This is a genomic window from Allobrachymonas wangyanguii, assembly GCF_045055315.1.
Classification (GTDB): domain Bacteria; phylum Pseudomonadota; class Gammaproteobacteria; order Burkholderiales; family Burkholderiaceae_C; genus Brachymonas; species Brachymonas wangyanguii.
This window is the reverse complement of sequence record NZ_CP173677.1, coordinates 1,237,145-1,260,780: the sequence shown is the minus strand read 5'-3', so window position 1 is coordinate 1,260,780 and position 23,636 is coordinate 1,237,145. Positions and strand designations below refer to the sequence as shown.

The window sequence follows — 23,636 nt, the reverse complement described above, 5'->3', positions numbered from 1 at the left end:
TGCGCTACCATGACAGCATGTCCGATCACAGCCCGCATTCCTTGCAACAACACCTGTTTCAGCTGCGCTCCACCGCCAGCTATGCATGTGGCTACCTGCCCGGACAAGAGGCACGATCGCAAGTGGTGGTTCCGATCCAGAAAGTCGATTCCTGGAGCTACGATGCCCTGCTGGAACAGGGTTTTCGCCGCAGCGGCGTCACCACCTACCGCACGGCCTGCCACGAATGCCATGCCTGCGTCCCCATGCGCATTCCGGTGCAGGCCTTCCGGCCTGATCGCAGCCAGCGGCGCGCCCTGCGCCAGCACGGCGACCTGACCACCGAACTGCTGCCACTGGCCTACACCGACGAACACTACGACCTGTACCGCCGCTACCAGCACGCGCGCCACAATGGGGGCGGCATGGACGACAACACGCCCGAAGACTATCGCAACTTCCTGCTCGAAAGCCCGCTGGAGAGCATGCTGGTCGAATTCCGGCTGTATGGCGAACTCAAGATCGTCTCCATCATCGACGTCACGCCCAACGCCCTCTCGGCCGTCTACACCTTTTACGAGTCCGATGCCGGTGCCTCCTATGGCAGCTACGCCATCCTCTGGCAGATCGAGCTGGCACGTCGCACGCGCCGCCGCCATGTCTATCTGGGCTACTGGATCGAGCAGTCAGACAAGATGCGCTACAAGGTGCGCTACCGCCCATTCGAATTGCGCCTGGACGACCGCTGGATGCGCTTTGCCGACTGCAGCGCGCCGCTGTTTCAGCCACGGCCCTGAACACCCGTCATCTTTTCATATTGTAGAATGGGGTTTTACTGTCACAGCAGCCCATACGGTTTTCCGTTGACGCCATCCCCATGCAAGCAAACACCTCCTCTCCGGGCGATTCCGACAAGTACGCCGACATCAGCATCCAGGTGCTGCAGCGCATGTTCGTGCTGCTCGACATCCTGGCCGAGCGCGACGAACCACTGAGCCTGAAGGAAATCAGCGAACGCTCCGGGCTGCATCCCAGCACCGCGCACCGCATCCTGAACGATCTGGTGATCGGCGGTTTTGTCGATCGTCCCGATACCGGCAGCTATCGCCTGGGCATGCACCTGCTGGAACTGGGCAACCTGGTCAAGGCACGCATCAGCGTGCGCGATGCCGCCCTGCGCGTGATGCGCGAGCTGCACCGCCAGATCCAGCAGCCGATCAACCTGAGCGTGCGCCAGGGCGATGAAATCGTCTATATCGAGCGCGCCTACAGCGAACGTTCCGGCATGCAGGTGGTACGTGCCATCGGTGCCCACGCGCCGCTGCACCTGACCTCTACCGGCAAGCTGTTCCTGTCACGTGACGATGCCCAGCGCGTGCGTGCCTACGCCACGCGAACCGGCCTGCGCGGCCAGACGCGCAACAGCATCACCCAGCTGCCGCAGCTGGAGCGCGAGCTGCAGCAGGTACGCCAGATTGGCCTGGCACGCGACAACGAGGAACTGGAGCTGGGCGTGCGCTGCATGGCCGCCGGCATCTACAACGACCAGGGCACGCTGATCGCCGGCCTGTCGATCTCGGCACCGGCCAACCGCATCGATGAAGGCTGGGTCGACAAGCTGCAGACAGCGGCCGACGAAATTTCGCACAACATGGGCTATCGTCCCTGAGCACGGCACGCCCCCCAGGGTGCCCATGAAAAAGGCGGGTTCATCCGAACCCGCCTTTGTCGTGTGTGCTGGCTACCGGCTTCAGTAAGCCATGTCCACCGCGCCGCGCGAAGCGATGGTGGAAGCAAAACCACGGCTACCACGCGACTTGGCTTCCACGAAGTTGCGGATCGCCTCGGCATCTTCCACGCGCTTGTTGCTGGAGGAAGAATCCATCAGCACGATCAGCACGTTGCGGCCATTGATATTGCTCTGCATCACCACGCAACGGCCTGCCTCGGAAATGAAACCGGTCTTCTGCAGGCCGATGTCCCAGTTGACGCTGTGCACCAGGCGGTTGGTGTTGTTGAAACGGGTCGAACGGCCATTGACGGCAAACTCGGCACCCGGATAGGTGGTGTAGTTGCGAATCAACGGATAGCTGTAGGCGACCTTGGTCAGCAACGCCAGGTCACGTGCGCTGGAACGGTTGGCGCTGTTCAGGCCCGTCGGCTCGACATAACGCGTGTCATTCATGCCCAGCATCATGGCGCGCATGTTCATGGTACGCACGAATTCGCTCATGCCACCCGGATAGGTACGACCCAGTGCATGCGCCGCACGGTTCTCGGAAGACATCAGTGTCAGGTGCAACAGCTCCTGGCGTGTCAGCGTGGTACCTACGGCCAGACGCGAGCTGCTGCCTTTCAGGCGGTCCACGTCGTCATAGGTGATGGTGATGCGCTCGTCCATGGACAGGTTGGCGTCCATGATGACCACGGCCGTCATCAGCTTGGTGATGGAGGCAATCGAACTCACCATGCGGCCATTCTTGTTCAGCAGCACCTCGCCGGTCTGCTGGTCCATCACGAAAGCCACGCTGGAATGCAGGCCAGCCGGCGACATCATGCTGTCATTGCCCAGGCCACCAATACGGCCCAGGGTATCACGCTGCGGCACGGAAACGCGCACGAAATGGTTCTGTTCGGGTTGCACGCGTGCCGGGGCTGCGGCTACCAGCGTACGTACCGGTGCAGGAGCCGGCGCCACCACGATCGGTGCCGGTGCCGGCGCTGCTGCTACCACGGCCGGAGCGGCTACGCGGGTACTGGTGTAAGTCACCGCCGGAGCTGCCACCGGGCGGGCCGCGACCGGCTGGCTCGGCACCAGCGACAGGGCTGGTGCTGCGCTGGCGGCGGCCAGCACGGCAGCCGGAGCGATCACACTAGCGGCTGCGGGCGCAGCCACTACGGAAGGAGCCGGCGCACCTACCTCACGCACCCTGGAGTTGCGCTCGGCCAGCAACGTGGCAATGCGGTCCTGTTCCAGCTCGTTGTCTCGCTTCGCCTTGGCAGCCGCTGCCAGGCGCTTCTGGCGCTCTGCCTCGCGCTGACGGTCCAGTTCGCGCTGGCGCTCCAGGCGCGCAGCTTCGGCCACGCGCTTTTCGCGTTCGGCCTCGATGGCCTGCTTGCGCGCCAGTTCTTCGGCTTCCAGGCGCGCTTCGCGCTCAGCCTTCAGGCGCTCGGCCTTGCCCAGGCGACGTGCCGGGCGCTCTGCTGTTGCAGCCACCTTGGCACCTTTGCCGGCGCGGACTTCCGGCTCTTTCACGGCCGTGCCCTTGCTCACGCCACCTGCGGCATAACGCACCTGCAGCACCGGCTTGTCGTCTGCCTGACGCACGCCCTTGCGGGTGGAGGCACGCTCGGCCGTAGCGGCCTTGCCCTTGACCGGGGCTTCTGCCTTGTCATCCTTGGCGGCACGTGCGGCTACCTTGGTGGTAGCGGCCTTGTCGTCCTTGCCCGCCTTGGCTACGCGGGTGGTGGTCTTGACTTCATCCTTGTCAGCCTTACCCCTGGCAACGCGTTCTGCCTTGGGCGCGGCCTTGTCAGCCGCCTTGTTGTCATTGCTCTTGGCGGCTACGCTGGTTTTCTTGGCACTGGCCGCAGCCGGCTTGGCCTTGGCGTCCGGCTTGGCGGCATGTGCCGGCAGCGCCAGCGTGGCACAGGCCACGCTTACGCACAAGGCACCTTGTGAAAGGAATGTCAAAAAGCCTTTTTGCGCAAATTGGGGGCGATTGGACATGGTGTACTTCCTTGAAATGATTTCCGATCGTCGATGACAGAAGTTTACACCCTATAAAAACCGGCGCAATATCAACGACTTGGGAAATGAACTTAAGACAGCATTAATTTGTAATATTTGGCGAACATGGTCTTTCAGAAACCTGACAAGCTCCATTTATACGCCTGTTGCGACCGCTTGTGTAACAACTGCAGGCAATTGCAACGCGCCCGCATAAACAACAACGGCCTGTCCGCAGACAGGCCGTGGTATGGGCAATGCTAGCCGGGCATCAGACGCCTTGTGCGTGGACGCGCTCGACCTTGCTGTGCAGCTTGTTCAGCGCACTGATATAGGCCTTGGCCGATGCCACCACGATATCCGGGTCGGCACCCACACCGTTGACAATACGGCCGGCCTGCTGCAGGCGCACCGTCACTTCGCCCTGGCTTTCGGTATTGCCGCTGATGGCATTGACCGAATACAGCACCATTTCGGCACCGCTGTTCACATGCGACTCGATGGCCTTGAGCGAGGCATCGACCGGGCCGTTGCCGGTGGAATTGCCGGTGACCTGCTGGTCGCCCACGGTAAACACCACTTCCGCCTGCGGCTGGGCACCCATCACGCTGCTTTGCGACAGCGACACCAGGCCGTAGTACTCCTTGTCGCCGGTCACGGATTCGTCGCCCACCAGCGCAATGATGTCCTCGTCGAAAATCTCGCTCTTGCGGTCGGCCAGTTCCTTGAACTTGGCAAAGGCCTTGTTGATCTCGTCCTCGCTCTCGAGCTGGATACCGAGTTCTTCCAGGCGCTGCTTGAAGGCATTGCGGCCACTGAGCTTGCCCAGCACGATCTTGTTGGCGCTCCATCCCACATCTTCGGCACGCATGATTTCGTAGGTGTCGCGCGCCTTGAGCACGCCGTCCTGGTGGATGCCGCTGGCGTGGGCAAAGGCGTTGGCACCAACCACCGCCTTGTTCGGCTGCACGACAAAGCCGGTGATCTGGCTGACCAGGCGGCTGGCCGCAACGATCTGCTGGGTGTCGATGCCGACTTCCAGGTTGAAATAGTCCTTGCGCGTCTTCACCGCCATCACGATTTCCTCGAGCGAGCAGTTGCCGGCGCGCTCGCCCAGGCCGTTGATGGTGCACTCGACCTGGCGTGCGCCGCCAATGGCCACGCCGGCCAGGCTGTTGGCCACCGACATGCCGAGGTCATCGTGACAGTGCACGCTCCAGATCGCTTTGTCACTGTTCGGCACGCGCTCGCGCAGCGTCTTGATGAAGTTGCCATACAGCTCGGGCACGGCGTAACCCACGGTATCGGGAATATTGATGGTGGTAGCACCCTCGTTGATCACCGCCTCGCACACGCGCACCAGGAAGTCCATGTCGCTGCGGTAGCCGTCTTCGGCGCTGAACTCGACATCGGCTACCAGGTTGCGGGCAAAGCGCACCGAGCGGCGTGCCTGCTCCAGCACCTCTTCCGGCGTCATGCGCAGCTTCATCTCCATGTGCAGCGGGCTGGTGGCGATAAAGGTGTGGATACGCGCACGGTCACTGCCCTTGAGCGCTTCGGCCGCACGGCTGATGTCGCGGTCATTGGCGCGCGCCAGCGAACAGACGGTGGAATCCTTGATGGTGTTGGCGATGGCCTGGATGCACTCGAAATCACCGTTGGAGCTGGCGGCAAAGCCGGCCTCGATCACGTCCACGCGCAGGCGCTCCAGCTGGCGCGCAATGCGGATCTTCTCGTCACGGGTCATGGAAGCGCCGGGCGACTGTTCGCCGTCACGCAAGGTGGTATCGAAAATGATGAGCTTGTCGGACATGGTGTTTTCCTTGGGTTGGTATGCGGTAAGGATGGAACGGTCGGTTCAGCACCCGTGACGACACCAACGAAAAGGCCCGCTGCGGGTGCAAACGGGCCTGTGCTGAAAGGTTTTTGCGCGCGCTACTTACCCCGCCCGTTGGACGTTGGCCAGTAGTAGGGAGATCGCAAAGCTTTTCATGGGTTTTACTGTAGCACAGAATATGAAAGCCCGTTTATTGGTGCAGGCCTTTTTCATCGGGCTCGTCGGTCGAGGTGGCGACGATGCTCACGTACTGGCCGCGCGACTTGCGCCAGACATACAGCCCATAACCGCTGATCGAATAGGCCACGAACAGCAGGAACAGCATGGTCGGCGGTTCGATATTGATCAGGGCAATCAGCAGTACCAGCAGCACGACCCAGACAAAGGGGACGCTGCGGCGGCCGCCAAAGTCCTTGAAGCTGTAGTACGGCACGTTGGTGACCATGGTCAGGCCGGCAAACAGCGTGATGGCAAACATGACCCAGGACAGGTCGCCGCGCACCAGATCCTCACCGCGGCGAATGAACAGCTCCAGGAAAGCCTTGAACCAGGGCACATCGCGGTGCGCCGTGATCATCTCGTTGGTCAGCCAGATGAAGCCGGTGACCAGTGCGGCCGCGGCCGGCGACGGCAGGCCCTGGAAGAAGCGCTTGTCGACCACGCCGGTGTTGACATTGAAACGCGCCAGGCGCAGCGCGGCACAGGAACAGTAGATGAAGGCAGCAATCCATCCCCAGCGGCCGAGCGGCTGCAGTGCCCACAGGTAGGCAATCAGCGCCGGCGCCGCACCAAAGCTGACCATGTCGGACAGCGAATCCATCTGCTCGCCAAAGGCGCTCTGGGTATTGGTCAGGCGTGCCACGCGGCCGTCCAGGCTGTCCAGCACCATGGCGGCGAACACGCCAATGGTGGCCAGGTCAAAACGGCCGTTGATCGCCATGACGATGGCATAGAAGCCGCCAAACAGTGCTGCCAGCGTGAACAGGTTGGGCAGCACGTAAATGCCCTTGCGCGGCGTCTTGCGCGCCGGCGCGCTGGTGGGTGGGGTATCGATATCGTGATCGTCGGATTGCATGCGATTCCTGCGGGAAAAGCCCCCTGCCCGGCTGGCACGGGGCGGTCATGGCATCTTACAGCACTGCCAGAATAGTGGTGGTGGCAGACACCTTGTCGCCAGGCGCGACCTGCGGCTGTGCCGTCAGCGGCAGGTAGACGTCCACGCGTGAACCAAAGCGGATAAAGCCGTAGCGCTGGCCGCGCGTCAGCACCTCGCCGGGCTTGACGTAGCACAGGATGCGACGCGCCACCAGACCCGCCACCTGCACCAGCGTCACGGTGGTGCCGTTGCTGTCGATCACCACGGCATTGCGCTCGTTTTCGGTGGAGGCCTTGTCCAGGTCCGCGTTGACGAAGGAACCAGGGAAATACTGCACCTTGGTCACCGTGCCATCAACTGCGGCGCGGTTGCTGTGCACGTTGAACACGTTCATGAACACGCTGATCAGCAGCGCATCACGGTCGGCGTAAGGATCACGCACCTTCTCGACCTTGACGATGCGGCCATCGGCAGGCGACAGCACGGCATTCGCCTGCTGCGGAATCGGACGTGCCGGGTCACGGAAGAACTGGACCACGAACAGTGCGATGATCCAGAACGGCAGGGCCACCCAGCCACTGAAGAACACATGCAGCAGCAGTGCCACGATGATGCTGCCGGCGATGAAGGGCCAGCCTTCGCGGGCCAGGATGGGATGGGGATAGTGCTTGTTCATGTCGTATACAGGGGTCATGCGCTGCGGGGAGCGCCAGAAACGGCAAAAGCCACCGTGGTGGCTTTTGCTGGGCCGCCAGACCTGCCACTTGCGCGGCAGGCTCAGCAGCGATTGTGACACGGCCAGGCCGTGTCCTGCCGGCTGGCAATCAGTTCTTGCTCTGGTCGACCAGCTTGTTCTTGGCAATCCAGGGCATCATGGCGCGCAGCTGGTTACCGACCACCTCGATCTGGTGCTCGGCGTTCTGGCGGCGACGGGCCGTCATGCTGGGATAGTTCAGGCGACCTTCGCTGATGAACATCTTGGCATATTCGCCGTCCTGGATGCGCTTCAGTGCAGCGCGCATGGCCTTGCGGGACTCTTCGTTGATGACTTCGGGGCCGGTCACGTACTCGCCATACTCCGCGTTGTTGGAGATGGAGTAGTTCATGTTGGCGATGCCGCCTTCGTACATCAGGTCCACGATCAGCTTCAGCTCGTGCAGGCACTCGAAGTAGGCCATTTCCGGAGCGTAGCCAGCTTCGGTCAGGGTCTCAAAGCCCATCTTCACCAGCTCGACGGCGCCACCGCACAGCACGGCCTGCTCGCCGAACAGGTCGGTCTCGGTCTCTTCCTTGAAGTTGGTCTCGATGATGCCGCCCTTGCCGCCGCCGTTGGCCATGGCATAGGACAGCGCCAGGTCACGTGCCTTGCCGGACTTGTCCTGGTAGATGGCGATCAGGGACGGCACGCCGCCGCCCTTCAGGTACTCGGAACGCACGGTGTGGCCCGGGCCCTTGGGAGCAACCATGATCACGTCCAGGTCAGCACGCGGCACGACCTGGTTGTAGTGCACGTTGAAGCCGTGGGCAAATGCCAGCGTGGCGCCCTGCTTGATATTGGGAGCGACGTTGTTGTTGTACACCTCGGGGATGTTCTCGTCGGGCAGCAGGATCATGACCAGGTCGGCAGCCTTGACAGCCTCGTCCACTTCCATCACGTTCAGGCCGGCCTGTTCGACCTTGCTCCAGGAAGCGCCACCCTTGCGCAGGCCGACCACGACCTTGACGCCGCTGTCGTTCAGGTTTTGCGCGTGGGCATGGCCCTGGCTGCCGTAGCCGATGATGGCAACGGTCTTGCCCTTGATCAGGGACAGGTCACAGTCCTTGTCGTAGAAAACTTTCATGAGTATCTCCAGTAGGTATAGGGGGAATAAAAAACGGAATCGGGCTGCAGTTTACACGCGCAGGATACGTTCGCCACGGCCAACGCCGCTGGCGCCGGTACGCACGGTTTCCAGGATCGCGCCACGGTCGATGGCGTTCAGGAAGGCATCATTCTTGGCCTGGTCGCCGGTCAGCTCGATGGTATAGCTCTTGTCGGTCACGTCGATGATGTGGCCGCGGAAGATGTCGGACAGGCGCTTGAGTTCCTCGCGTTCCTTGCCCACGGCACGCACCTTGACCATCATCAGCTCGCGCTCGATGTAGGCACCTTCGGTCAGGTCCACCACCTTCACGACTTCGATCAGGCGGTTCAGGTGCTTGGTGATCTGCTCGATCACGTCATCGGAACCGGAGGTCTCGATGGTCATGCGCGACAGGCTTTCGTCTTCAGTCGGAGCCACGGTCAGGCTCTCGATGTTGTAGCCGCGGGCCGAGAACAGGCCGACCACTCGCGACAGGGCACCGGCTTCGTTTTCCAGCAGGATGGCGATGATGTGTTTCATGATGTCTTTCCTCTTTTCGTCAGCGCGAAAGCCACTGCTTTCGCCGCCCTCCCCCGCGCACGGTAATGCGCGGGCTTGGCGGACAATAGATTCAATCTTGGGGGTGGATGATCAGAGCTCGTCGGAGCCCAGCAGCATTTCGGTGATGCCCTTGCCGGCCTGCACCATCGGGAACACGTTCTCGGTGGGATCGGTACGGAAGTCCAGGAACACGGTGCGGTTCTTCAGCTTGCGCGCCTCGATCAGTGCACCCTCGACGTCGCGCGGGTCCTCGATCAGCAGGCCCACGTGGCCATAGGCCTCGGCCAGCTTGACGAAGTTGGGCAGCGCATCCATGTAGCTGTGGCTGTAGCGGCCGGAATATTCGATTTCCTGCCACTGGCGCACCATGCCCAGGTAGCGGTTGTTCAGCGAACAGATCTTGATCGGCGTGTCGTACTGCAGGATGGTGGACAGTTCCTGGATGTTCATCTGCACCGAGCCTTCGCCGGTGATGCAATACACGTCGGCCTGCGGCTTGGCCAGCTTGATGCCCATGGCGTAGGGAACGCCCACGCCCATGGTGCCCAGGCCACCGGAGTTGATCCAGCGACGCGGCTCGTTGAACTTGTAGAACTGGGCCGCCCACATCTGGTGCTGGCCGACGTCGGACGTGACGTAGACATCATCGTCCTTGGTCAGGTTCCACAGGGTCTCGACCACTTTCTGCGGCTTGATCACGTCCTTGTTGTCGCGGTCATAGGCCAGGCAATCGGTCTTGCGCCACTTGTTGACGGTTTCCCACCAGGGCTCGAGCGCCTTGTGGTCCGGCTTGGTCTCGGACTCTTCCAGCGCATTCAGCAGCTCGGTCAGCACGTCCTTCACGTCGCCCACGATCGGCACGTCGACCTTGACGCGCTTGGAGATGACGGAGGGATCGATATCGATATGGATGATCTTGCGATCATTCTGGGCAAAGTGCTTGGGGTTGCCGATCACGCGGTCGTCGAAACGGGCACCCACGGCCAGCAGCACGTCGCAGTTCTGCATGGCGTTGTTGGCCTCGACGGTACCGTGCATGCCCAGCATGCCCAGGAACTTCGGGTCATCGGCGCGGAAGGCGCCCAGGCCCATCAGCGTGCTGGTGCAGGGAGCACCCAGCTTGTCGGTCAGCGCGCGCAGCTCGTTGCAGGCGTTGCCCAGCAGTGCGCCGCCGCCGCTGTAGATGTAGGGGCGCTTGGCGTTCAGCAGCAGCTGCAGCGCCTTGCGGATCTGGCCGCCGTGGCCCTTGCGCACCGGGTTGTAGGAGCGCATGGTGACCGTTTCCGGGTAGCCGTGCCAGGCCACCTTCTGGAAGGACACATCCTTGGGAATGTCCACCACCACCGGGCCGGGACGGCCGCTGCGCGCAATGTGGAAGGCGCGCTTCATGGTACTGACGATGTCCTTCGGATCCTTGACCAGGAAGTTGTGCTTGACGACCGGGCGCGTGATGCCCACGGTGTCACACTCCTGGAAGGCGTCGTAGCCGATGGCAGCAGTGCCGACCTGACCGGTGATGATCACCATCGGGATGCTGTCCATGTAGGCGGTGGCAATGCCGGTGACGGCGTTGGTGGCACCAGGACCGGAGGTCACCAGGGCCACGCCGACTTCACCGGTGGCACGCGAAAAGCCGTCGGCAGCGTGCACGGCCGCCTGTTCGTGGCGCACCAGCACGTGCTGGATCGATTCCTGCTTGTACAGGGCATCGTAGATATAGAGGACGGCGCCGCCGGGATAGCCCCACAGGTGCTTGACACCTTCGGCTTCCAGACACTTGACGAGGATTTCGGCGCCCATGAGCATGGGGGCACGGGAAGACTTGGCTGCGCTGGCAGCAGGGAGAGTATTGCTAGTTTCCATTGATGAACCTTTGCGAATTTCTTGCAGAAAAACCTTGGGTGCCTCTCGGCCCACCCTTGTGAGATGGCTTCGAGACTTGAGGCCAAAACCATGGGCGCTTTTGTAACGCGCCGGGCAGTGACCCGTTTGCCGTATATGTTGTGTACTGCGAGATTATCGCATTGTTGCGCCGCAAAAACATGGGATTTTACAAGTGTCCGTGCGTTTCGTCAGCTTTTCGCTGCACTTTGCATGGTTTACCGGTGTTTGTGTCTGTCGCAGCAGAGCCGCACGCTGCCGATATACTTCCGGGTTGGTCATCGGCCTGTGCCGATGCGCGCCCGCCTTCCAGATACCGCATGAGCACCACACCGTCCCGCCCCCCTGCCCCCGACACCTCCATGATCACGCCCGGCCTGGGACGTCGCATGGCCTGCTGGTTCTACGAGGGCATCCTGCTGTTTGGCGTGATCTTCCTGGGCGGCTTCCTGTTTTCCGTGGCCGTTGGTCAGCGCCATGCGCTGGAAAACCGCCACTGGCAGCAGCTGTTCATATTCCTGCTGCTGGGCCTGTATTTCGTGTTCTTCTGGACCAAGGGCCATACGCTGGCGATGAAGACCTGGCATATCCGCATGACGGACAAGTCCGGACAGCCTGTGACACTGGGGCGTGCCTGCCTGCGCTATGTGCTGGGCTGGATCTGGTTCCTGCCACCGCTGGTGCTGCTGTCGTTCAGCAGCCACTGGACTGAACACGCCGGCCTGGCCGTGTTGCTGCTGGTGTGCTGGGTGGTTGTATGGGCCCTGCTCAGCCTGCTGATGCCAGGCAAGCAATTTCTACATGATCTGCTGGCCGGTACCCGGCTGGTCTACCGCAAGCCGCCGGCACGCGCCGAACGCGAGCGCAAATGGTGGCAGCTATGATTGAAGACGACGTTCGCAAGGCCCAGGAGGCCGTCATTCCGCAAAAGACGCGTCGCGGCCTGAGCCGGCTCTGGCACGCCACGCAGTATTCCTGGGCCGGCCTGCGTGCCGCCGTGCGCGAGTCACCGGCCTTCCGCCAGGAGCTCACCCTGACCGTGATCGGCATTCCGCTGGCGATCCTGCTGGGCCGCACCTGGCTGGAAACCGTGGTGCTGTCCACGGTGCTGGTGCTGATGATGATCGTGGAGCTACTCAACAGCGGCATCGAGTGCGCGATTGACCACACCAGCCTGGAGCTGCACCCGCTGGCCAAGATGGCCAAGGACTTTGGCAGCGCCGCCGTATTCCTGAGCACCCTGCTCTGCGCAGTGACCTGGTTCACCATGCTCTGGGTGCACTTTGCCAACCAGTTCTGAACCGGAGCCTGCCATGACCGACCGCCCCAGCCCCGCTTCCAGCGTGCAAGGCCTGTTTTCCGATCCGGATCCGCGTTTTTCCATCTGCGTCTACTGCGCCTCGCAGCCGGGCGTGGATGAACGCTTTGCCGACGCCGCACGCGAAGTCGGCAGCTGGATCGCGCGCCATGGCGGCCAGCTGGTCTATGGTGGTGGCCACAATGGCCTGATGGGTGTGGTGGCTGATGCGGCACTGCAGGCCGGCGGCCGCGTGGTGGGCGTGATTCCCAAGGCGCTAGTGGAGCGCGAGTGGGCGCATCATGCCTGCACCGAGCTGCATATCGTGGAGACGATGCACCAGCGCAAGCACATGATGGCCGAACGCTGCACGGCGTTTCTGGCACTGGCTGGCGGTATCGGCACTTTCGAGGAACTGTTTGAAGCCTGGACCTGGAAGCAGCTGGGCTACCACGACAAGCCGGTGGCCGTGCTGAACACGGCGGGCTATTACGACCACCTGATGACCTTTCTGCAAGGCTCGGTGAACGCCGGCTTCATGAAGCCTTACCAGATGGAGATGATCCACGTGGGCACCGAGGTGGCGCCGACGCTGGAATACCTGGTGCAGGGCTGAACGGGTCAGCCCTCAAACAGGGCGAAAAACGGGGACAAAATCAGACCGCGATATCGTCTTCTTCGCCGGTGCGGATACGCACGATGCGCTCGACCGGGCTGACGAAGATCTTGCCGTCGCCGATCTTGCCGGTACGGGCAGATTGCACGATGGCATCGACGCAGGCATCAACGTCTTCGCTACGCACCACTACCTCGACCTTGACCTTGGGCAGGAAGTCGACCACGTATTCGGCACCACGGTAAAGCTCGGTATGGCCCTTCTGGCGGCCAAAGCCCTTGACCTCGGTGACGGTCAGGCCGTTGACACCGCATTCGGCCAGCGCCTCACGGACTTCATCCAGCTTGAAGGGCTTGATGATGGCGGTGATCTGTTTCATGAAAAGTGCTCCTGCTGTAGGGTAAGTGGTTGCTGTTCCAATTGTGCAACAAAAACCTGTGTCCAGAAATGCGTTTTGGGCTTGTTGCGACTCAAACTGCTTCGCGGAAACGGTTGACCAGCGGGTAGCGCCAGTCCTTGCCGTAGCTGCGATGCGAAATGCGCACGCCGATGGCGGCCTGCTGGCGCTTGTACTCGCTGATGCGGATCAGGCGCGTGACCTTGTCGACTGCTTCGGCTGGCAGGCCCTGCGCCAGCAATTCGGCGACCGGGACATCGTTTTCCATGTAGCGCATGACGATGGCGTCCAGCACCTCGTAGGGCGGCAGGCTGTCCTGGTCGGTCTGGTCCGGGCGCAGTTCGGCGCTGGGCGGACGCGTGATGATGCGCTCCGGAATCGGGTTGCTGCCGGTGCCGAAGGGATCGTGGGCATTGCGCCAGCGCGCCAGTGCAAATACCTGGGTCTTGAGCACGTCCTTGATCGGGGCAAAGCCGCCAGCCATGTCGCCGTAGAGCGTGCAGTAGCCAGTGGAAAGCTCGCTCTTGTTGCCGGTGGTCAGCACCAGGCTGCCGAACTTGTTGGACAGCGCCATCAGCAGCGTGCCGCGCACGCGCGCCTGGATGTTCTCTTCGGTGGTGTCTTCCGCACGGCCCTCGAACAGCGGCGCCAGCGTACTGCGGAACTGCTCGAAAGTGTCCTGGATCAGCAGCTCGTCGTAGCGCACGCCGACGCGCTCGGCCATGTCGCGCGCATCGATCAGGGAAATATCGGCGGTATAGGGCGAGGGCATCATGACGGTGCGCACATGGTCCGCGCCCAGCGCATCCACGGCGATCGCCAGCACCAGCGCCGAATCCATGCCGCCAGACAGGCCAATCAGCACATCGCTGAAGCCGCTCTTGCGTACGTAGTCGCGCGTGCCCATGACCAGCGCCTGCCAGACCTCGGCGCTGCTGTAGCCGTACTGGTACGGCGGCAGGCCGATCTGGCCGTCGCGCTCGAAGGTGGCGGCGGTGCTGGCAGCCAGGTTCAGGCGATCGCCCTGCCCTGCTGCTGCAGCTGTACCAGCCAGTTGTCTTCGGCAAAACTGGCGGCACGGCCGGCCAGACTGCCATCGGCCTGCACGGCAAAGGAGCCGCCATCGAATACGGCTTCGTCCTGGCCACCCACCATGTGGGCGTAGACGACCGGGCGCTGCACCAGTGCGGCCAGGCTGGCGATGCGCTTTTCGCGATCGCGCGACTTGCCCATGTGGTACGGCGAGGCGTTGAGCACAGCGATCAGCTCGGCACCAGCGGCGACAGCCTGTTGCGCGGGAGCATCGAACCAGCTGTCTTCGCAGATGATCAGGCCGACGCGCACGCCCTGCACCTCGATGACGCAGCTGTCGCTGCCCGGCGCAAAGTAGCGCTGTTCATCAAACAGCTGGTAATTGGGCAGTTGCTGCTTTGCATAGCTGGCAATGCGCTGGCCAGCACGCAGCGCCGTAACCACATTGCTGCGCTGCTGCACGCTGACCGAGCGCGTGCGGATATCGGCCTGGCCACTGACGTGGCCGACCACCACGGTGAGATCGGGCAGATCAGCCAGCTCGGCGGCGATGGCATCGACCGCCTCCTCGCAGGCCTGGACAAAGGCCGGGCGCAGCCACAGATCAGCGGGAGAATAGCCACAGACCGACATTTCGCCAGTCAGCACCAGTTGCGCGCCTTGCGCATGGGCCTGGCGCGCCGCCTCGACGATGCGGCGGACGTTGCCGGAAAAATCTCCGACCGTGGGATTGAGCTGGGCGACACAGAGGGACAGTGACATGGCAGGCCATCAGGAAAAGTCAGGGCACGCAGGCCGATGCGGCATTATGAACCAGGTCCCAGCCCGCTTCACCGTCCCGGGCTTGGCAGCACCTGACGCAAGGCCTGGCTGACCTCGGCCAGACAGGCATCGCGATCGCCGCCGGAGCCGAACGGCATCCAGTCGCCCAGCCGACCCAACTCGGCGCGCACGGCGCTGAACGGATTCAGCGCATCGGTCAGACTTTCCTGCCTGCGCCTGCTGCCTGAGATCGGACATGGACCAGCCTGCCTTGACCTGTTCCCATTCGGGATGGCCACGCGCTGGTGCCAGCGCCTCGATCACGCCCGACAGGCGGTGTGCCAGCTTGCCTTCGCCACTGGCCTCATCGGCCAGGCGCAGCTTGTCCATGGCGGCATGGCCGCGCTGCTCCAGCGCCAGCAGCAGGCGCAGCAGCTGATCCGTCAGCACCAGCAGCACTGGATCTTCCAGCGTCAGCTCCTGCACGCCCTGCATGCGGTTGTCGATCTTGCGCCACAGCGGCCGCCAGCCCTGGCTGGCCAGGCCGCCGATGGTGGCACCGAGCGTGGTACCGGTGCCAAAGGACAGGCCAGCCAGCGCCACATCGGCTACGGCGCCAATGCCGGCACCGACGGCTGCGCCCATGCCCAGCTTCTTGCCGGCTTCCTTCAGCACCTCGGGGTTGAACAAATCATCTTCCCAGCGGCCCTGCAGGCCGGGCAGACTGGCAAGTTCGGCATCGTCCGGGCGGAAGGCCTGGATCGCGAGCAACTCATCGACGCTGCGGCGCGCGCGCGTCAGCACCGCCTCGCGGAAATCGCGCACATGGGTCTGCTGGCGTTCGCTGTCGGCGTGCTCCTCGGCGCTGATGACACGACGCATGGCGGCCAGATCGATCAGGGTATCGGCCACGGCGCGGCAGCTGGCCCGACGGCGCGCTTCCTGCTCCTGCTCCAGCCAGGACACGACTTCGAGCAATTCCTCGCGATGCGGACTCAGCAGCGTGGCCAGGTCGCCGTACAGGCGGCGTTCGGCACCAATAAAGGGTGCCACTGCATCGAAAGCGATCTGTACATGCAGATTGGCATCGAGCATGGCCTGGTCCCAGGCCTGTTCGCGGCTATCAGGCGAGGCGACGAAGTTGAGCACCGGCATCACCGGACGCGCGCACCAGGTCAGGATCTCGCACTCGGCGCGGTGCTTGGGCAGCACCGCTTCGCGCGTGTCGATCACGTACATGGCGGCATCGGCCTGCTCCAGCAAGGTGCGTAATACCTTGGCCTCCTGCTCGAAGGTGCCGCGCGCCTCCGGGCCCTGCAGAAAGGCGCGTACCTTGTCGGGGCGGCTGATGCCGGGCTGGGTGTTGAGGTAATCGAGCAGCGCCACGGAATCTTCCAGCCCCGGCGTGTCGTAGAAGCGCACGGCGGCGGCACCGTCCACGCGCAGCTCGATGCTTTCGGCATGGCGCGTGGTACCAGGCCGGTCGGACACCTCGCCAAACGCCACCTGCCGCGTCAGCGTGCGCAGCAGCGAGGTCTTGCCGGCATTGGTGTGGCCGACGACAGCGATGTGCAGGGGCTGTTTCATGCGTTCTCTCCGGAGTTGGCAGCGACCGGTTGGCGCAGCCAGGCCAGCGCCTGCGCGTCCTGCGACCAGACCGGCGCCTGCAGCTCACTGGCCTGCAACCACTGCTGCCAGCGCTGCTGCGCCTGCGCATCGGTGGCCTGTGGGCCCTGCAGCCACAATGCCAGCGTGGCACCGCTGGCAGCCTGCAGGTCACGCAGCAGGCGCGCCGTGCCACGATCCGGACTGCTGCCGGCCCAGACGGCAACCAGCAGGCGCGCTGGATGCAGTTCCTGTACCTTTTGCAGCAGTGCAGCGCGCTCTTCGCTGCTGCCGCTCAGGTTCTGTTGCCAGCAACGGTCATCGGGCTGCAGACTGGCGGGCGACCAGGACCAATCCGGCGGCAATTCAAAACCGATCAGGGCCGGCTCGCCGGGCGCGGCTGCCGGATCATGCGTGTAGCGGGACGACTGCAGGGGTGCGGCACGCTCCGGATCGATCACTTCCGGTGGCGGGTCCAGCGCCTCGAAACGTGCCAGCAAGCGGCGCACATAGGGATCGCTCAGATCCACCTGCAGCCGCGATTGCGCCCAGCGCCAGGCCAGCAGGCAGAGCACGGCCAGCAGCAGGCGCGGGATCAGGCCATAGACAACCACGCAACCCATCAGCCACCAGGCCCAGGCACGCTGGTCACCACCCTCGCCCAGGCCGGCCGCGTGCACCGAGGCGGCATCGGGCAAGGGGAAGCCCAGCTGCGCCGGCAGCCAGCCAGTGAGATGGACAAAGCCACGGAAGAAATCGTCGCTGAGGATGGTGGTTTCCCAGCTCAGGCGGTAGGCGTGGAAGGAAAAGCCGAACCAGAGCGCCAGCAGCATCAGCACAAAGCACAGCGCCCAGATGCCGTGGCTGATGGCGCCGTAGAACCAGCTACCGATGCGCTGCTGCTGCAGCGTGCGCGTCAGGCCCTGGAACAGCGCCGCTGCCTGTGGCCCGCGCTGCAGCGGCAGGCGTGCGGTCAGGCGCATCGCCAGCGTGCCCAGCAGGGCGCCGCCCTGCGGCTTGCGCAACAGCACCAGTCCCAGCAGCCAGAGCAGCAGCATCAGCAGATGCGACCCGAGCAGGCTGACAAAGGCCGCCACCGCGTTGATGCTGCGGCCCTGCCCCAGCACGGTTGCGCCGCACCCCAGGACGACAGCAGCATCAGCACGGCCAGCCCCAGCATCACCCAGCCGGCGCTGCTGCGCCAGTGCTGCCAGGCCTCGGGCAGGCCCAGACGCGCGCCCAGCAGCCAGGCGCGCCAGAGCACGCGCGTGCCGCGATCCGTACTCTGGCGATGCGCCTGGCGCAGCGCCTGGGCATCGTCGAGCGGACCGTTCGCTTCGAGCAGCTGGATCGCCTGGGCGGTGCTGAACTGTTGCAGGCGGGAGTGCGGCAGGCTCATGGACGCACTCCGGCAAGACCCTGTCCGGGCAGTGGCAAGTGGGGGAATCGGATAATCTGGGCCATGTCGAATCAGCAGCAAGCATCCATCGGGCAGGCGGACCACACCGGTACCGCGCCCTCTCTGGCCGATTATGGCGCACAAACGACAGCCGTCCTGTCAGCCTTGGCCGCATGCCATGGGGCGCTGCGGCTGCAACTGGCATCGGCACCAGGACAGATTCCGGCGGCCGACTGGGACGCGCTGCTGGCGCTGCAGGCTGCTCCCACGCCCTTCATGCGCCACGCCTACCTGCAGGCCATGCACGCCAGTGGCAGTGCCGTGGCCGACAGCGGCTGGCAGCCGCAATTCCTGGCCTTGTGGCAAGGCGATTGCCTGATGGCGGCCTGCCCGCTCTACCTCAAATCCCATTCCTATGGCGAATACGTGTTCGACTGGGCCTGGGCGCGTGCCTATGCCGAACACGGCCTGGACTACTACCCGAAGGCGCTGATCGCCGTGCCGTTTACGCCGGTACCGGGCAGCCGTCTGCTGGCACGGTCGCCAGCCTGGCGCCAAGCGCTGCTGCAACTGGCCGTGGCCTGGGCCGATGACAACGCGCTGTCCAGCCTGCACCTGCTGCTCGGAGACGAAGCTGATCTGGCTTGCGCCGAAGCGCAGGACCTGATGCTGCGCGACGGCGTGCAATTCCACTGGCAGAACCGCGCGCAGCTGCAGCCTGGCGCAGCCGACTGGCACAGTTTCGAGGATTTTCTCGCCAGCCTGGCGCAGGACAAGCGCAAGAAAATTCGCGCCGAACAGCGCAAGGTGGCACAAGCCGACGTGTGTTTCCGCTGGGCGCGCGGAGCGGACATCACGCCACAGGACTGGCAGTTCTTCTACCACTGCTACGAGCGCACCTATCTGGAACACGGCAACGCGCCCTATCTGACACCGGCATTCTTCGCCGACATGGCCCACAGCATGCCGGAACACTGGCTGCTGTTCATTGCCGAGCAGGATGGCCAGCCCATCGCCTGCAGCCTGATCGGCCTGCAACTGGATGCCACCGGTCAGCCCCAGGTGGCCTATGGTCGCTACTGGGGCGCGCTGCGCCGCGTCGATTGCCTGCATTTCGATGCCTGCTACTACCAGCCGCTGCAGTGGTGCATCGACCACGGAGTGCAGCGCTTTGAAGGCGGCGCCCAGGGCGAACACAAGATGGCACGCGCCCTGTTGCCCAGCCCGACCGCCAGCGCGCACTGGCTGGCCCATCCGGCATTTGCCGACGCGGTACAGCGCTTTCTCGACCGTGAAAGCCTGGGCATGCAGGACTACCTGCAGGAACTGGCCTTGCGCAATCCCTTGCGGCGCAGCGCCAGCTGAGCCGGCTTTTGCTATAGTCACAGGCACACTGGCGTCCTGCGCCAGCACCGCCCTTGTATCCCATGAACACATCTGCCGTCCAGCCCACCAGCCCCCTGCCCGCCACGCGCTGGGCCGAGTTGGTACGCGCGCGCGGCTTGCGCGCCACGCGCGATGTGCTGCGCGTGCTGCTCCTGCTGGAAGCCAGCAAGGCACCTGAAACACATGAGTCCCTGATGCAGGCGCTGCAAGCCGATGGCAGCGGCCAGCCGGTGGACCGCGTCACGCTGTATCGCGTGCTGGACCGGCTGGTGCAGGCCAACCTGCTGACGCGCATCCAGGACAGCGGTCGCACCGCCCATTTCACGCTGGCACAATCGGCGCCATCCGGATTTTTTGAATGCGAGCAGTGCCACTCGCTCACTGCGCTGCCGGACGATCCGCAGCTGCCGGCGCTGCTGGAGCAGCTCAACGCCCGGCTGCAGCAGACAGGCCTGCGCAGCACCGACATCACGCTGTCGGTACACGGCCTGTGCCACGATTGCGAAGAAGACAGCGACAAGCCCTGAGTCGGCAGCCGCGCATCAATCCGGCAGGAACAGCCCCTGCAGGTCGCTGAGGAAATCGAAACCCTGCTCGGTCGGCCAGACACGCGCCAGATCACGTTGAATCCAGCCACGGCGTTCGGCCTCTTCCAGCGGCTGCTGGATCACCGTCAGCGGCAAGCCGGTACGGCCGCTGAAATCGGCCAGCGCAAAGCCGTCGCGCAGGCGCAGCGCATTCAGCATGTACTCGAAGGGCAGATCCTCACGCGCGACCTCGTGCTGTTGTGCGACCGGCGTGCCCTGCTGCGCCAGCTGCATATAGCGCCCGGGATCGCGCACGCGCACCTGGCGTACCACGCGATGCGGAAAGCTTAGCTTGCTGTGCGCGCCGGCACCAATGCCAAGGTAATCGCCAAACTCCCAGTAGTTGCGATTGTGCACGCAGCCATGGCCGGGGCGGGCATAAGCCGAGACTTCGTAGCGCTGCATGCCGGCCTGCGCCGTGCGCTCGGTCAGCAGGTCCAGCATGGCGTAGGCCGTGTCGTCATCCGGCAGATGAGCCGGCGGGTACTTGGCGAAATAGGTGTTCGGCTCCACCGTCAGGTGGTAGATGCTGATGTGTGGCGGCGCAAACGCCAGCGCCTGCTGCAGGTCCTGCTCCAGCCCGGCCAGCGTCTGGCCTGGCAAGGCGTACATCAGGTCCAGGTTGAAGGTGTTGAAACTGCGCGCCGCTTCTTCTACCGCGGCCAGCGCCTGGGCGCGGTCATGCACGCGGCCCAGCGCCTGCAGATGGGTGTCCTGGAAGCTCTGCACGCCGATCGACAGGCGCGTCACGCCGGCCTGTGGGCGAAAGCGGCAAAGCGCTCGCGTTCGAAGGTGCCGGGGTTGGCCTCCAGCGTGATCTCGCACATGGGTGCCAGCGGCAGCAAGGCGCGAATCTGGCTGATCAGCCCGGCCAGCGTGTCCGGTGAAAACAGGCTGGGCGTGCCGCCGCCGAAGAACACGCTCTCGACACTGCGGCCCCAGACCAGCGGCAGCGCCTGCTGCAGGTCGGCCAGCAAGGCCGCCACATAGGCCGATTCCGGCAGCTCACCCTGCAGGCCATGCGAGTTGAAATCGCAGTACGGGCATTTTTTCAGGCACCAGGGCAGATGCACGTACAGGCTCAGCGGCGGCTGGCTGGTGAGCTGCAGGCTGCCCGGGCGCAGATAGTCCTGCACGGCCGGCAGGCCCATTCCGGTTTCGGCCTCGTTCAGGATCGGAGGAATGCTGCTCATCGCTTCAACGGCTGCCGGACAGCCAGGATTCGCGCAGCAGTTCCAGCATCTTGCGCGAGGACTGGCCGCGGTGGCTGAGCTGGTTCTTGTGCTCGGGCGTGACCTGGGCCAGCGTCTTGCCCAGCGCCGGGATGAACATCACCGGGTCAAAGCCGAAGCCTTCGTCGCCCAGCGGTTCACGCGCGATCTCGCCGACCACACGGCCCACTGCCACCAGCGGCTCCGGATCATCGGGCGAACGCACGGCCACCAGCGTACTGACCATGGCGGCGCGGCGCTGGTCCACATCCTGCATCTGCTCCAGCAGCGCCTTGACATTGTTGTCATCGCTCTTGGCATAGCCAAACTGCGTGGCGTAATACGCCGTCTGCACGCCGGGCTGGCCGCCAAAGGCATCGATGCAGAGGCCGGCATCGTCGGCAATCGCCGGCAGGCCGCTGTGGCGGCTGGCATTGCGCGCCTTGGTCAGGGCGTTTTCCAGGAAGGTGTGATAAGGCTCCTCGGCCTCGGGCACTCCGAGTGCCGCCTGCGGCAACAGCTCCACGCCCAGCTCGCCGAACAGCAGCGCCTGCAGCTCGGCCAGCTTGCCCTGGTTGTTGGATGCCAGAACGATCTTCATATGGGTTTACTCCGCCAGCGCCTGTGCCTGCAAGGCCTGCAGTTCCAGGATGCCCTTCTCGGCCAGCGCCAGCATCTGGTCCAGCTCGGCGCGGCTGAACGGCACGCCTTCGGCCGTGCCCTGCACCTCGATGAAGCGGCCAGCGCCGGTCATCACCACATTCATGTCGGTATCGCAAGCGGAATCTTCCACGTATTCCAGATCCAGCACCGGCACGCCATCGACCACGCCGACGGACACGGCTGCCACCGGCTCGATCACCGGGTTGCTGGTCAGCTTGCCGCTGCGGATCAGGCCATTCACGGCATCGCAGGCAGCCACATAAGCACCGGTAATGGCCGCAGTGCGCGTGCCGCCATCGGCCTGCAGCACGTCACAGTCGAGCACGATGCTGCGCTCACCCAGCTGCGCCAAGTCGAACACGGCGCGCAGCGAGCGGCCGATCAGGCGCTGGATTTCCTGCGTGCGGCCGGACTGCTTGCCGCGGGCGGCCTCGCGGTCAGAGCGCGTGTGGGTGGAACGCGGCAGCATGCCGTATTCGGCGGTGACCCAGCCTTCGCCACTGCCACGGCGGAACGGCGGCACCTTTTCCTCGACGCTGGCCGTGCACAGCACCTTGGTGTTGCCAAACTCCACCAGCACCGAGCCTTCGGCGTGGATGGTGAAGTGGCGCGTGATGCGTACCGGGCGCAGCTGGTCAGGGGCACGCCCTGCAGGACGGGAAGCAGTCTGGGTCATGGAATCTACGAGAAAGAAAATGCGGGACGGACAGGGGCGCGGAAAGCCGCCTGGCAATGGTGCCGTATATACTGCACCATTGCCGGCCATAGACGGTCAGGCCCTCCCCTGCCAGAGAGAAAATCCATGCCAGTTTACAGCATGACAGGTTACGCCAGCCTGCAATCCACCCCGAGCACCGCGTCTGCCGACCACAGCGAGACGCCGCCTCCCCCTGGCGCCTGAGCCTGGAAGTGCGCTCGGTCAACAGCCGCTTCCTGGACCTGCACTTCCGCCTGCCGGACGAGCTGCGCCCCTATGAGAACACGCTGCGCGAACAGCTGCAAAAGCAGCTGCGCCGCGGCAAGGTCGAGCTGCGCGCCAGCCTGGAGCGCACTGGCAGCCTGCCCGATCAGCTGCAGGTGCCCGGCGTGCTGCTGCTGCAAAAGCTGGCCAGCGCACAGGACACCATCCGCACCTGGCTGCCCGATGCCGCCCCGCTGAGCGTGGCCGACGTGCTGCGCCTGAGCCCGCCCTCGCAACCAGCCCTGCTGCCCGAAGCCGAGTTGCGCCCCTGGATCCAGCAGGCCGCCGACCAGCTGCTGAACCAGCTGCGCGAAGCACGCGAAACCGAAGGCCGGCAGCTGGCCGACAGCCTGCTGCAACGCGTGCAACAGCTGCGCGCCCTGTCCGCCGAAGCCGAACCGCTGATCCCGCAGGTGGTCGTCGAGGCACAGCGCCAGCGCTTTCTCGACAAGTGGAAAGACGCGCTGCAGGCCGGCAGCAGCAGCGGCAATGTCTCGCGCGATGCGGCACAGGATCGCGCGCTGGCCGAAGCCGCCGCGTTCTCGCTGCGCATCGACGTGGCCGAAGAGCTGACGCGCCTGCAATCGCACCTGGACACGATCGAGGACCTGCTCAAAAAAGGCGGCGAACTCGGCAAGCGCCTGGATTTCTTGATCCAGGAACTGCACCGCGAAGCCAACACGCTGGGCTCCAAGTCGGCCTCCAGTGACACTTCCCGCATTGCCATGGACATGAAGGTGCTGGTCGAGCAGATGCGCGAGCAGGTCCAGAACATCGAATAATCCCGAACCC

Annotated in this window: 20 protein-coding genes and 3 pseudogenes; 8 read left to right on the top strand and 15 right to left on the bottom strand. The window is 64.0% G+C overall.

Annotation, left to right across the window (positions count from 1 at the left end; all coding sequences use genetic code 11):
* The first annotated feature begins 17 nt into the window (after nucleotides 1-17).
* Entirely contained in the window at nucleotides 18-776 is a 759-nt protein-coding gene (locus ACI3EV_RS06145; protein ID WP_329771734.1) for an arginyltransferase, read from the top strand.
* An 80-nt stretch (nucleotides 777-856) separates the two neighbouring features.
* Entirely contained in the window at nucleotides 857-1,648 is a 792-nt protein-coding gene (locus ACI3EV_RS06140) for an IclR family transcriptional regulator (protein ID WP_329771736.1), read from the top strand.
* A gap of 81 nt (nucleotides 1,649-1,729) precedes the next feature.
* On the opposite strand, the gene ACI3EV_RS06135 is transcribed toward ACI3EV_RS06140, so the two are convergent.
* The 7 genes from ACI3EV_RS06135 to ACI3EV_RS06105 form a co-directional block, all read right to left on the bottom strand.
* Nucleotides 1,730-2,875, bottom strand: coding sequence for a serine hydrolase (locus ACI3EV_RS06135; protein WP_329771775.1), 1,146 nt, complete (start codon nucleotides 2,873-2,875; stop codon nucleotides 1,730-1,732).
* A gap of 1,105 nt (nucleotides 2,876-3,980) precedes the next feature.
* Nucleotides 3,981-5,522 (bottom strand): 2-isopropylmalate synthase, encoded by a 1,542-nt coding sequence (locus ACI3EV_RS06130; RefSeq protein WP_018715475.1) that lies wholly within the window; start codon nucleotides 5,520-5,522, stop codon nucleotides 3,981-3,983.
* 214 nt (nucleotides 5,523-5,736) lie between these two features.
* The gene (pssA, locus tag ACI3EV_RS06125; RefSeq protein ID WP_018715474.1) at nucleotides 5,737-6,621 is read right to left on the bottom strand and encodes a CDP-diacylglycerol--serine O-phosphatidyltransferase; all 885 of its coding nucleotides are present in this window, start codon (nucleotides 6,619-6,621) and stop codon (nucleotides 5,737-5,739) included.
* 55 nt (nucleotides 6,622-6,676) lie between these two features.
* Complete coding sequence (locus tag ACI3EV_RS06120; RefSeq protein ID WP_026320670.1) at nucleotides 6,677-7,318, bottom strand: phosphatidylserine decarboxylase; 642 nt, start codon at nucleotides 7,316-7,318, stop codon at nucleotides 6,677-6,679.
* Between the two features lie 148 nt (nucleotides 7,319-7,466).
* Entirely contained in the window at nucleotides 7,467-8,483 is a 1,017-nt protein-coding gene (ilvC, locus tag ACI3EV_RS06115; RefSeq protein ID WP_018715472.1) for a ketol-acid reductoisomerase, read from the bottom strand.
* Between the two features lie 51 nt (nucleotides 8,484-8,534).
* Nucleotides 8,535-9,026, bottom strand: coding sequence for an acetolactate synthase small subunit (ilvN, locus tag ACI3EV_RS06110; RefSeq protein WP_018715471.1), 492 nt, complete (start codon nucleotides 9,024-9,026; stop codon nucleotides 8,535-8,537).
* Nucleotides 9,027-9,137: 111 nt separating this feature from the next.
* On the bottom strand, nucleotides 9,138-10,910 hold the full coding sequence (locus ACI3EV_RS06105) for an acetolactate synthase 3 catalytic subunit (protein ID WP_329771737.1): 1,773 nt from the start codon (nucleotides 10,908-10,910) through the stop codon (nucleotides 9,138-9,140).
* Nucleotides 10,911-11,248: 338 nt separating this feature from the next.
* Here ACI3EV_RS06105 and ACI3EV_RS06100 point away from each other — a divergent pair, with 338 nt between their 5' ends.
* From ACI3EV_RS06100 to ACI3EV_RS06090, 3 genes are read left to right on the top strand one after another with little or no spacing between them, the layout of a single operon-like run.
* Nucleotides 11,249-11,812, top strand: coding sequence for an RDD family protein (locus ACI3EV_RS06100; protein WP_329771738.1), 564 nt, complete (start codon nucleotides 11,249-11,251; stop codon nucleotides 11,810-11,812).
* Nucleotides 11,809-12,228: a diacylglycerol kinase gene (locus tag ACI3EV_RS06095; RefSeq protein ID WP_329771739.1), complete on the top strand. Its 420-nt coding sequence runs from the start codon at nucleotides 11,809-11,811 to the stop codon at nucleotides 12,226-12,228. Before ACI3EV_RS06100 ends, ACI3EV_RS06095 begins: the two co-directional genes overlap by 4 nt.
* Before the next feature lie 13 nt (nucleotides 12,229-12,241).
* Nucleotides 12,242-12,841 carry a TIGR00730 family Rossman fold protein gene (locus ACI3EV_RS06090; protein ID WP_329771741.1) on the top strand — a complete coding sequence of 200 codons (600 nt, stop codon included), beginning with the start codon at nucleotides 12,242-12,244 and terminating at the stop codon, nucleotides 12,839-12,841.
* Between the two features lie 40 nt (nucleotides 12,842-12,881).
* Here ACI3EV_RS06090 and ACI3EV_RS06085 read toward each other — a convergent pair whose 3' ends face one another.
* The 5 genes and pseudogenes from ACI3EV_RS06085 to ACI3EV_RS06065 all read right to left on the bottom strand — a co-directional run bounded on the left by ACI3EV_RS06085 (nucleotide 12,882) and on the right by ACI3EV_RS06065 (nucleotide 18,036).
* A complete protein-coding gene (locus tag ACI3EV_RS06085; protein WP_018715466.1) occupies nucleotides 12,882-13,220 on the bottom strand; it encodes a P-II family nitrogen regulator in 339 nt (112 codons plus the stop codon).
* A gap of 91 nt (nucleotides 13,221-13,311) precedes the next feature.
* Nucleotides 13,312-15,032 (bottom strand): annotated as a pseudogene (locus ACI3EV_RS06080) (NAD+ synthase).
* A 9-nt stretch (nucleotides 15,033-15,041) separates the two neighbouring features.
* Entirely contained in the window at nucleotides 15,042-16,619 is a 1,578-nt protein-coding gene (locus ACI3EV_RS06075; RefSeq protein WP_405197972.1) for a GTPase/DUF3482 domain-containing protein, read from the bottom strand.
* Nucleotides 16,616-17,764, bottom strand: coding sequence for a DUF2868 domain-containing protein (locus tag ACI3EV_RS06070; RefSeq protein WP_405197971.1), 1,149 nt, complete (start codon nucleotides 17,762-17,764; stop codon nucleotides 16,616-16,618). The genes ACI3EV_RS06075 and ACI3EV_RS06070 overlap by 4 nt, the downstream gene beginning before the upstream one ends.
* The gene (locus ACI3EV_RS06065; RefSeq protein ID WP_405197970.1) at nucleotides 17,695-18,036 is read right to left on the bottom strand and encodes a hypothetical protein; all 342 of its coding nucleotides are present in this window, start codon (nucleotides 18,034-18,036) and stop codon (nucleotides 17,695-17,697) included. Before ACI3EV_RS06065 ends, ACI3EV_RS06070 begins: the two co-directional genes overlap by 70 nt.
* A gap of 63 nt (nucleotides 18,037-18,099) precedes the next feature.
* Here ACI3EV_RS06065 and ACI3EV_RS06060 point away from each other — a divergent pair, with 63 nt between their 5' ends.
* Both ACI3EV_RS06060 and ACI3EV_RS06055 read left to right on the top strand, forming a co-directional pair.
* A complete protein-coding gene (locus ACI3EV_RS06060; protein ID WP_337691026.1) occupies nucleotides 18,100-19,401 on the top strand; it encodes a GNAT family N-acetyltransferase in 1,302 nt (433 codons plus the stop codon).
* 62 nt (nucleotides 19,402-19,463) lie between these two features.
* Complete coding sequence (locus ACI3EV_RS06055; RefSeq protein WP_337691023.1) at nucleotides 19,464-19,949, top strand: transcriptional repressor; 486 nt, start codon at nucleotides 19,464-19,466, stop codon at nucleotides 19,947-19,949.
* Between the two features lie 15 nt (nucleotides 19,950-19,964).
* On the opposite strand, the pseudogene hemW reads toward ACI3EV_RS06055, so the two are convergent.
* The 3 genes and pseudogenes from hemW to rph form a co-directional block, all read right to left on the bottom strand.
* Nucleotides 19,965-21,202: pseudogene (gene hemW, locus ACI3EV_RS06050) on the bottom strand (radical SAM family heme chaperone HemW).
* A 4-nt stretch (nucleotides 21,203-21,206) separates the two neighbouring features.
* Nucleotides 21,207-21,821, bottom strand: coding sequence for an RdgB/HAM1 family non-canonical purine NTP pyrophosphatase (rdgB, locus tag ACI3EV_RS06045; protein WP_405197969.1), 615 nt, complete (start codon nucleotides 21,819-21,821; stop codon nucleotides 21,207-21,209).
* Nucleotides 21,822-21,827: 6 nt separating this feature from the next.
* On the bottom strand, nucleotides 21,828-22,559 hold the full coding sequence (gene rph / locus ACI3EV_RS06040; protein ID WP_329771750.1) for a ribonuclease PH: 732 nt from the start codon (nucleotides 22,557-22,559) through the stop codon (nucleotides 21,828-21,830).
* A gap of 141 nt (nucleotides 22,560-22,700) precedes the next feature.
* Here rph and ACI3EV_RS06035 point away from each other — a divergent pair.
* Nucleotides 22,701-23,626, top strand: a pseudogene (locus ACI3EV_RS06035) (YicC/YloC family endoribonuclease).
* Nucleotides 23,627-23,636: the final 10 nt, after the last annotated feature.

Coding starts and splice junctions, on each gene's coding strand:
- ACI3EV_RS06105 (WP_329771737.1), bottom strand. CDS start 10,910: ATGGAAACTAGCAATACTCTCCCTGCTGCCAGCGCAGCCAAGTCTTCC.
- ACI3EV_RS06100 (WP_329771738.1), top strand. CDS start 11,249: ATGAGCACCACACCGTCCCGCCCCCCTGCCCCCGACACCTCCATGATC.
- ACI3EV_RS06055 (WP_337691023.1), top strand. CDS start 19,464: ATGAACACATCTGCCGTCCAGCCCACCAGCCCCCTGCCCGCCACGCGC.
- ACI3EV_RS06085 (WP_018715466.1), bottom strand. CDS start 13,220: ATGAAACAGATCACCGCCATCATCAAGCCCTTCAAGCTGGATGAAGTC.
- ACI3EV_RS06060 (WP_337691026.1), top strand. CDS start 18,100: ATGTCGAATCAGCAGCAAGCATCCATCGGGCAGGCGGACCACACCGGT.
- rph (WP_329771750.1), bottom strand. CDS start 22,559: ATGACCCAGACTGCTTCCCGTCCTGCAGGGCGTGCCCCTGACCAGCTG.
- ilvN (WP_018715471.1), bottom strand. CDS start 9,026: ATGAAACACATCATCGCCATCCTGCTGGAAAACGAAGCCGGTGCCCTG.
- ACI3EV_RS06090 (WP_329771741.1), top strand. CDS start 12,242: ATGACCGACCGCCCCAGCCCCGCTTCCAGCGTGCAAGGCCTGTTTTCC.
- ACI3EV_RS06140 (WP_329771736.1), top strand. CDS start 857: ATGCAAGCAAACACCTCCTCTCCGGGCGATTCCGACAAGTACGCCGAC.
- pssA (WP_018715474.1), bottom strand. CDS start 6,621: ATGCAATCCGACGATCACGATATCGATACCCCACCCACCAGCGCGCCG.
- ACI3EV_RS06075 (WP_405197972.1), bottom strand. CDS start 16,619: ATGAAACAGCCCCTGCACATCGCTGTCGTCGGCCACACCAATGCCGGC.
- ACI3EV_RS06065 (WP_405197970.1), bottom strand. CDS start 18,036: ATGAGCCTGCCGCACTCCCGCCTGCAACAGTTCAGCACCGCCCAGGCG.
- ACI3EV_RS06145 (WP_329771734.1), top strand. CDS start 18: ATGTCCGATCACAGCCCGCATTCCTTGCAACAACACCTGTTTCAGCTG.
- rdgB (WP_405197969.1), bottom strand. CDS start 21,821: ATGAAGATCGTTCTGGCATCCAACAACCAGGGCAAGCTGGCCGAGCTG.
- ACI3EV_RS06095 (WP_329771739.1), top strand. CDS start 11,809: ATGATTGAAGACGACGTTCGCAAGGCCCAGGAGGCCGTCATTCCGCAA.
- ACI3EV_RS06130 (WP_018715475.1), bottom strand. CDS start 5,522: ATGTCCGACAAGCTCATCATTTTCGATACCACCTTGCGTGACGGCGAA.
- ilvC (WP_018715472.1), bottom strand. CDS start 8,483: ATGAAAGTTTTCTACGACAAGGACTGTGACCTGTCCCTGATCAAGGGC.
- ACI3EV_RS06120 (WP_026320670.1), bottom strand. CDS start 7,318: ATGAACAAGCACTATCCCCATCCCATCCTGGCCCGCGAAGGCTGGCCC.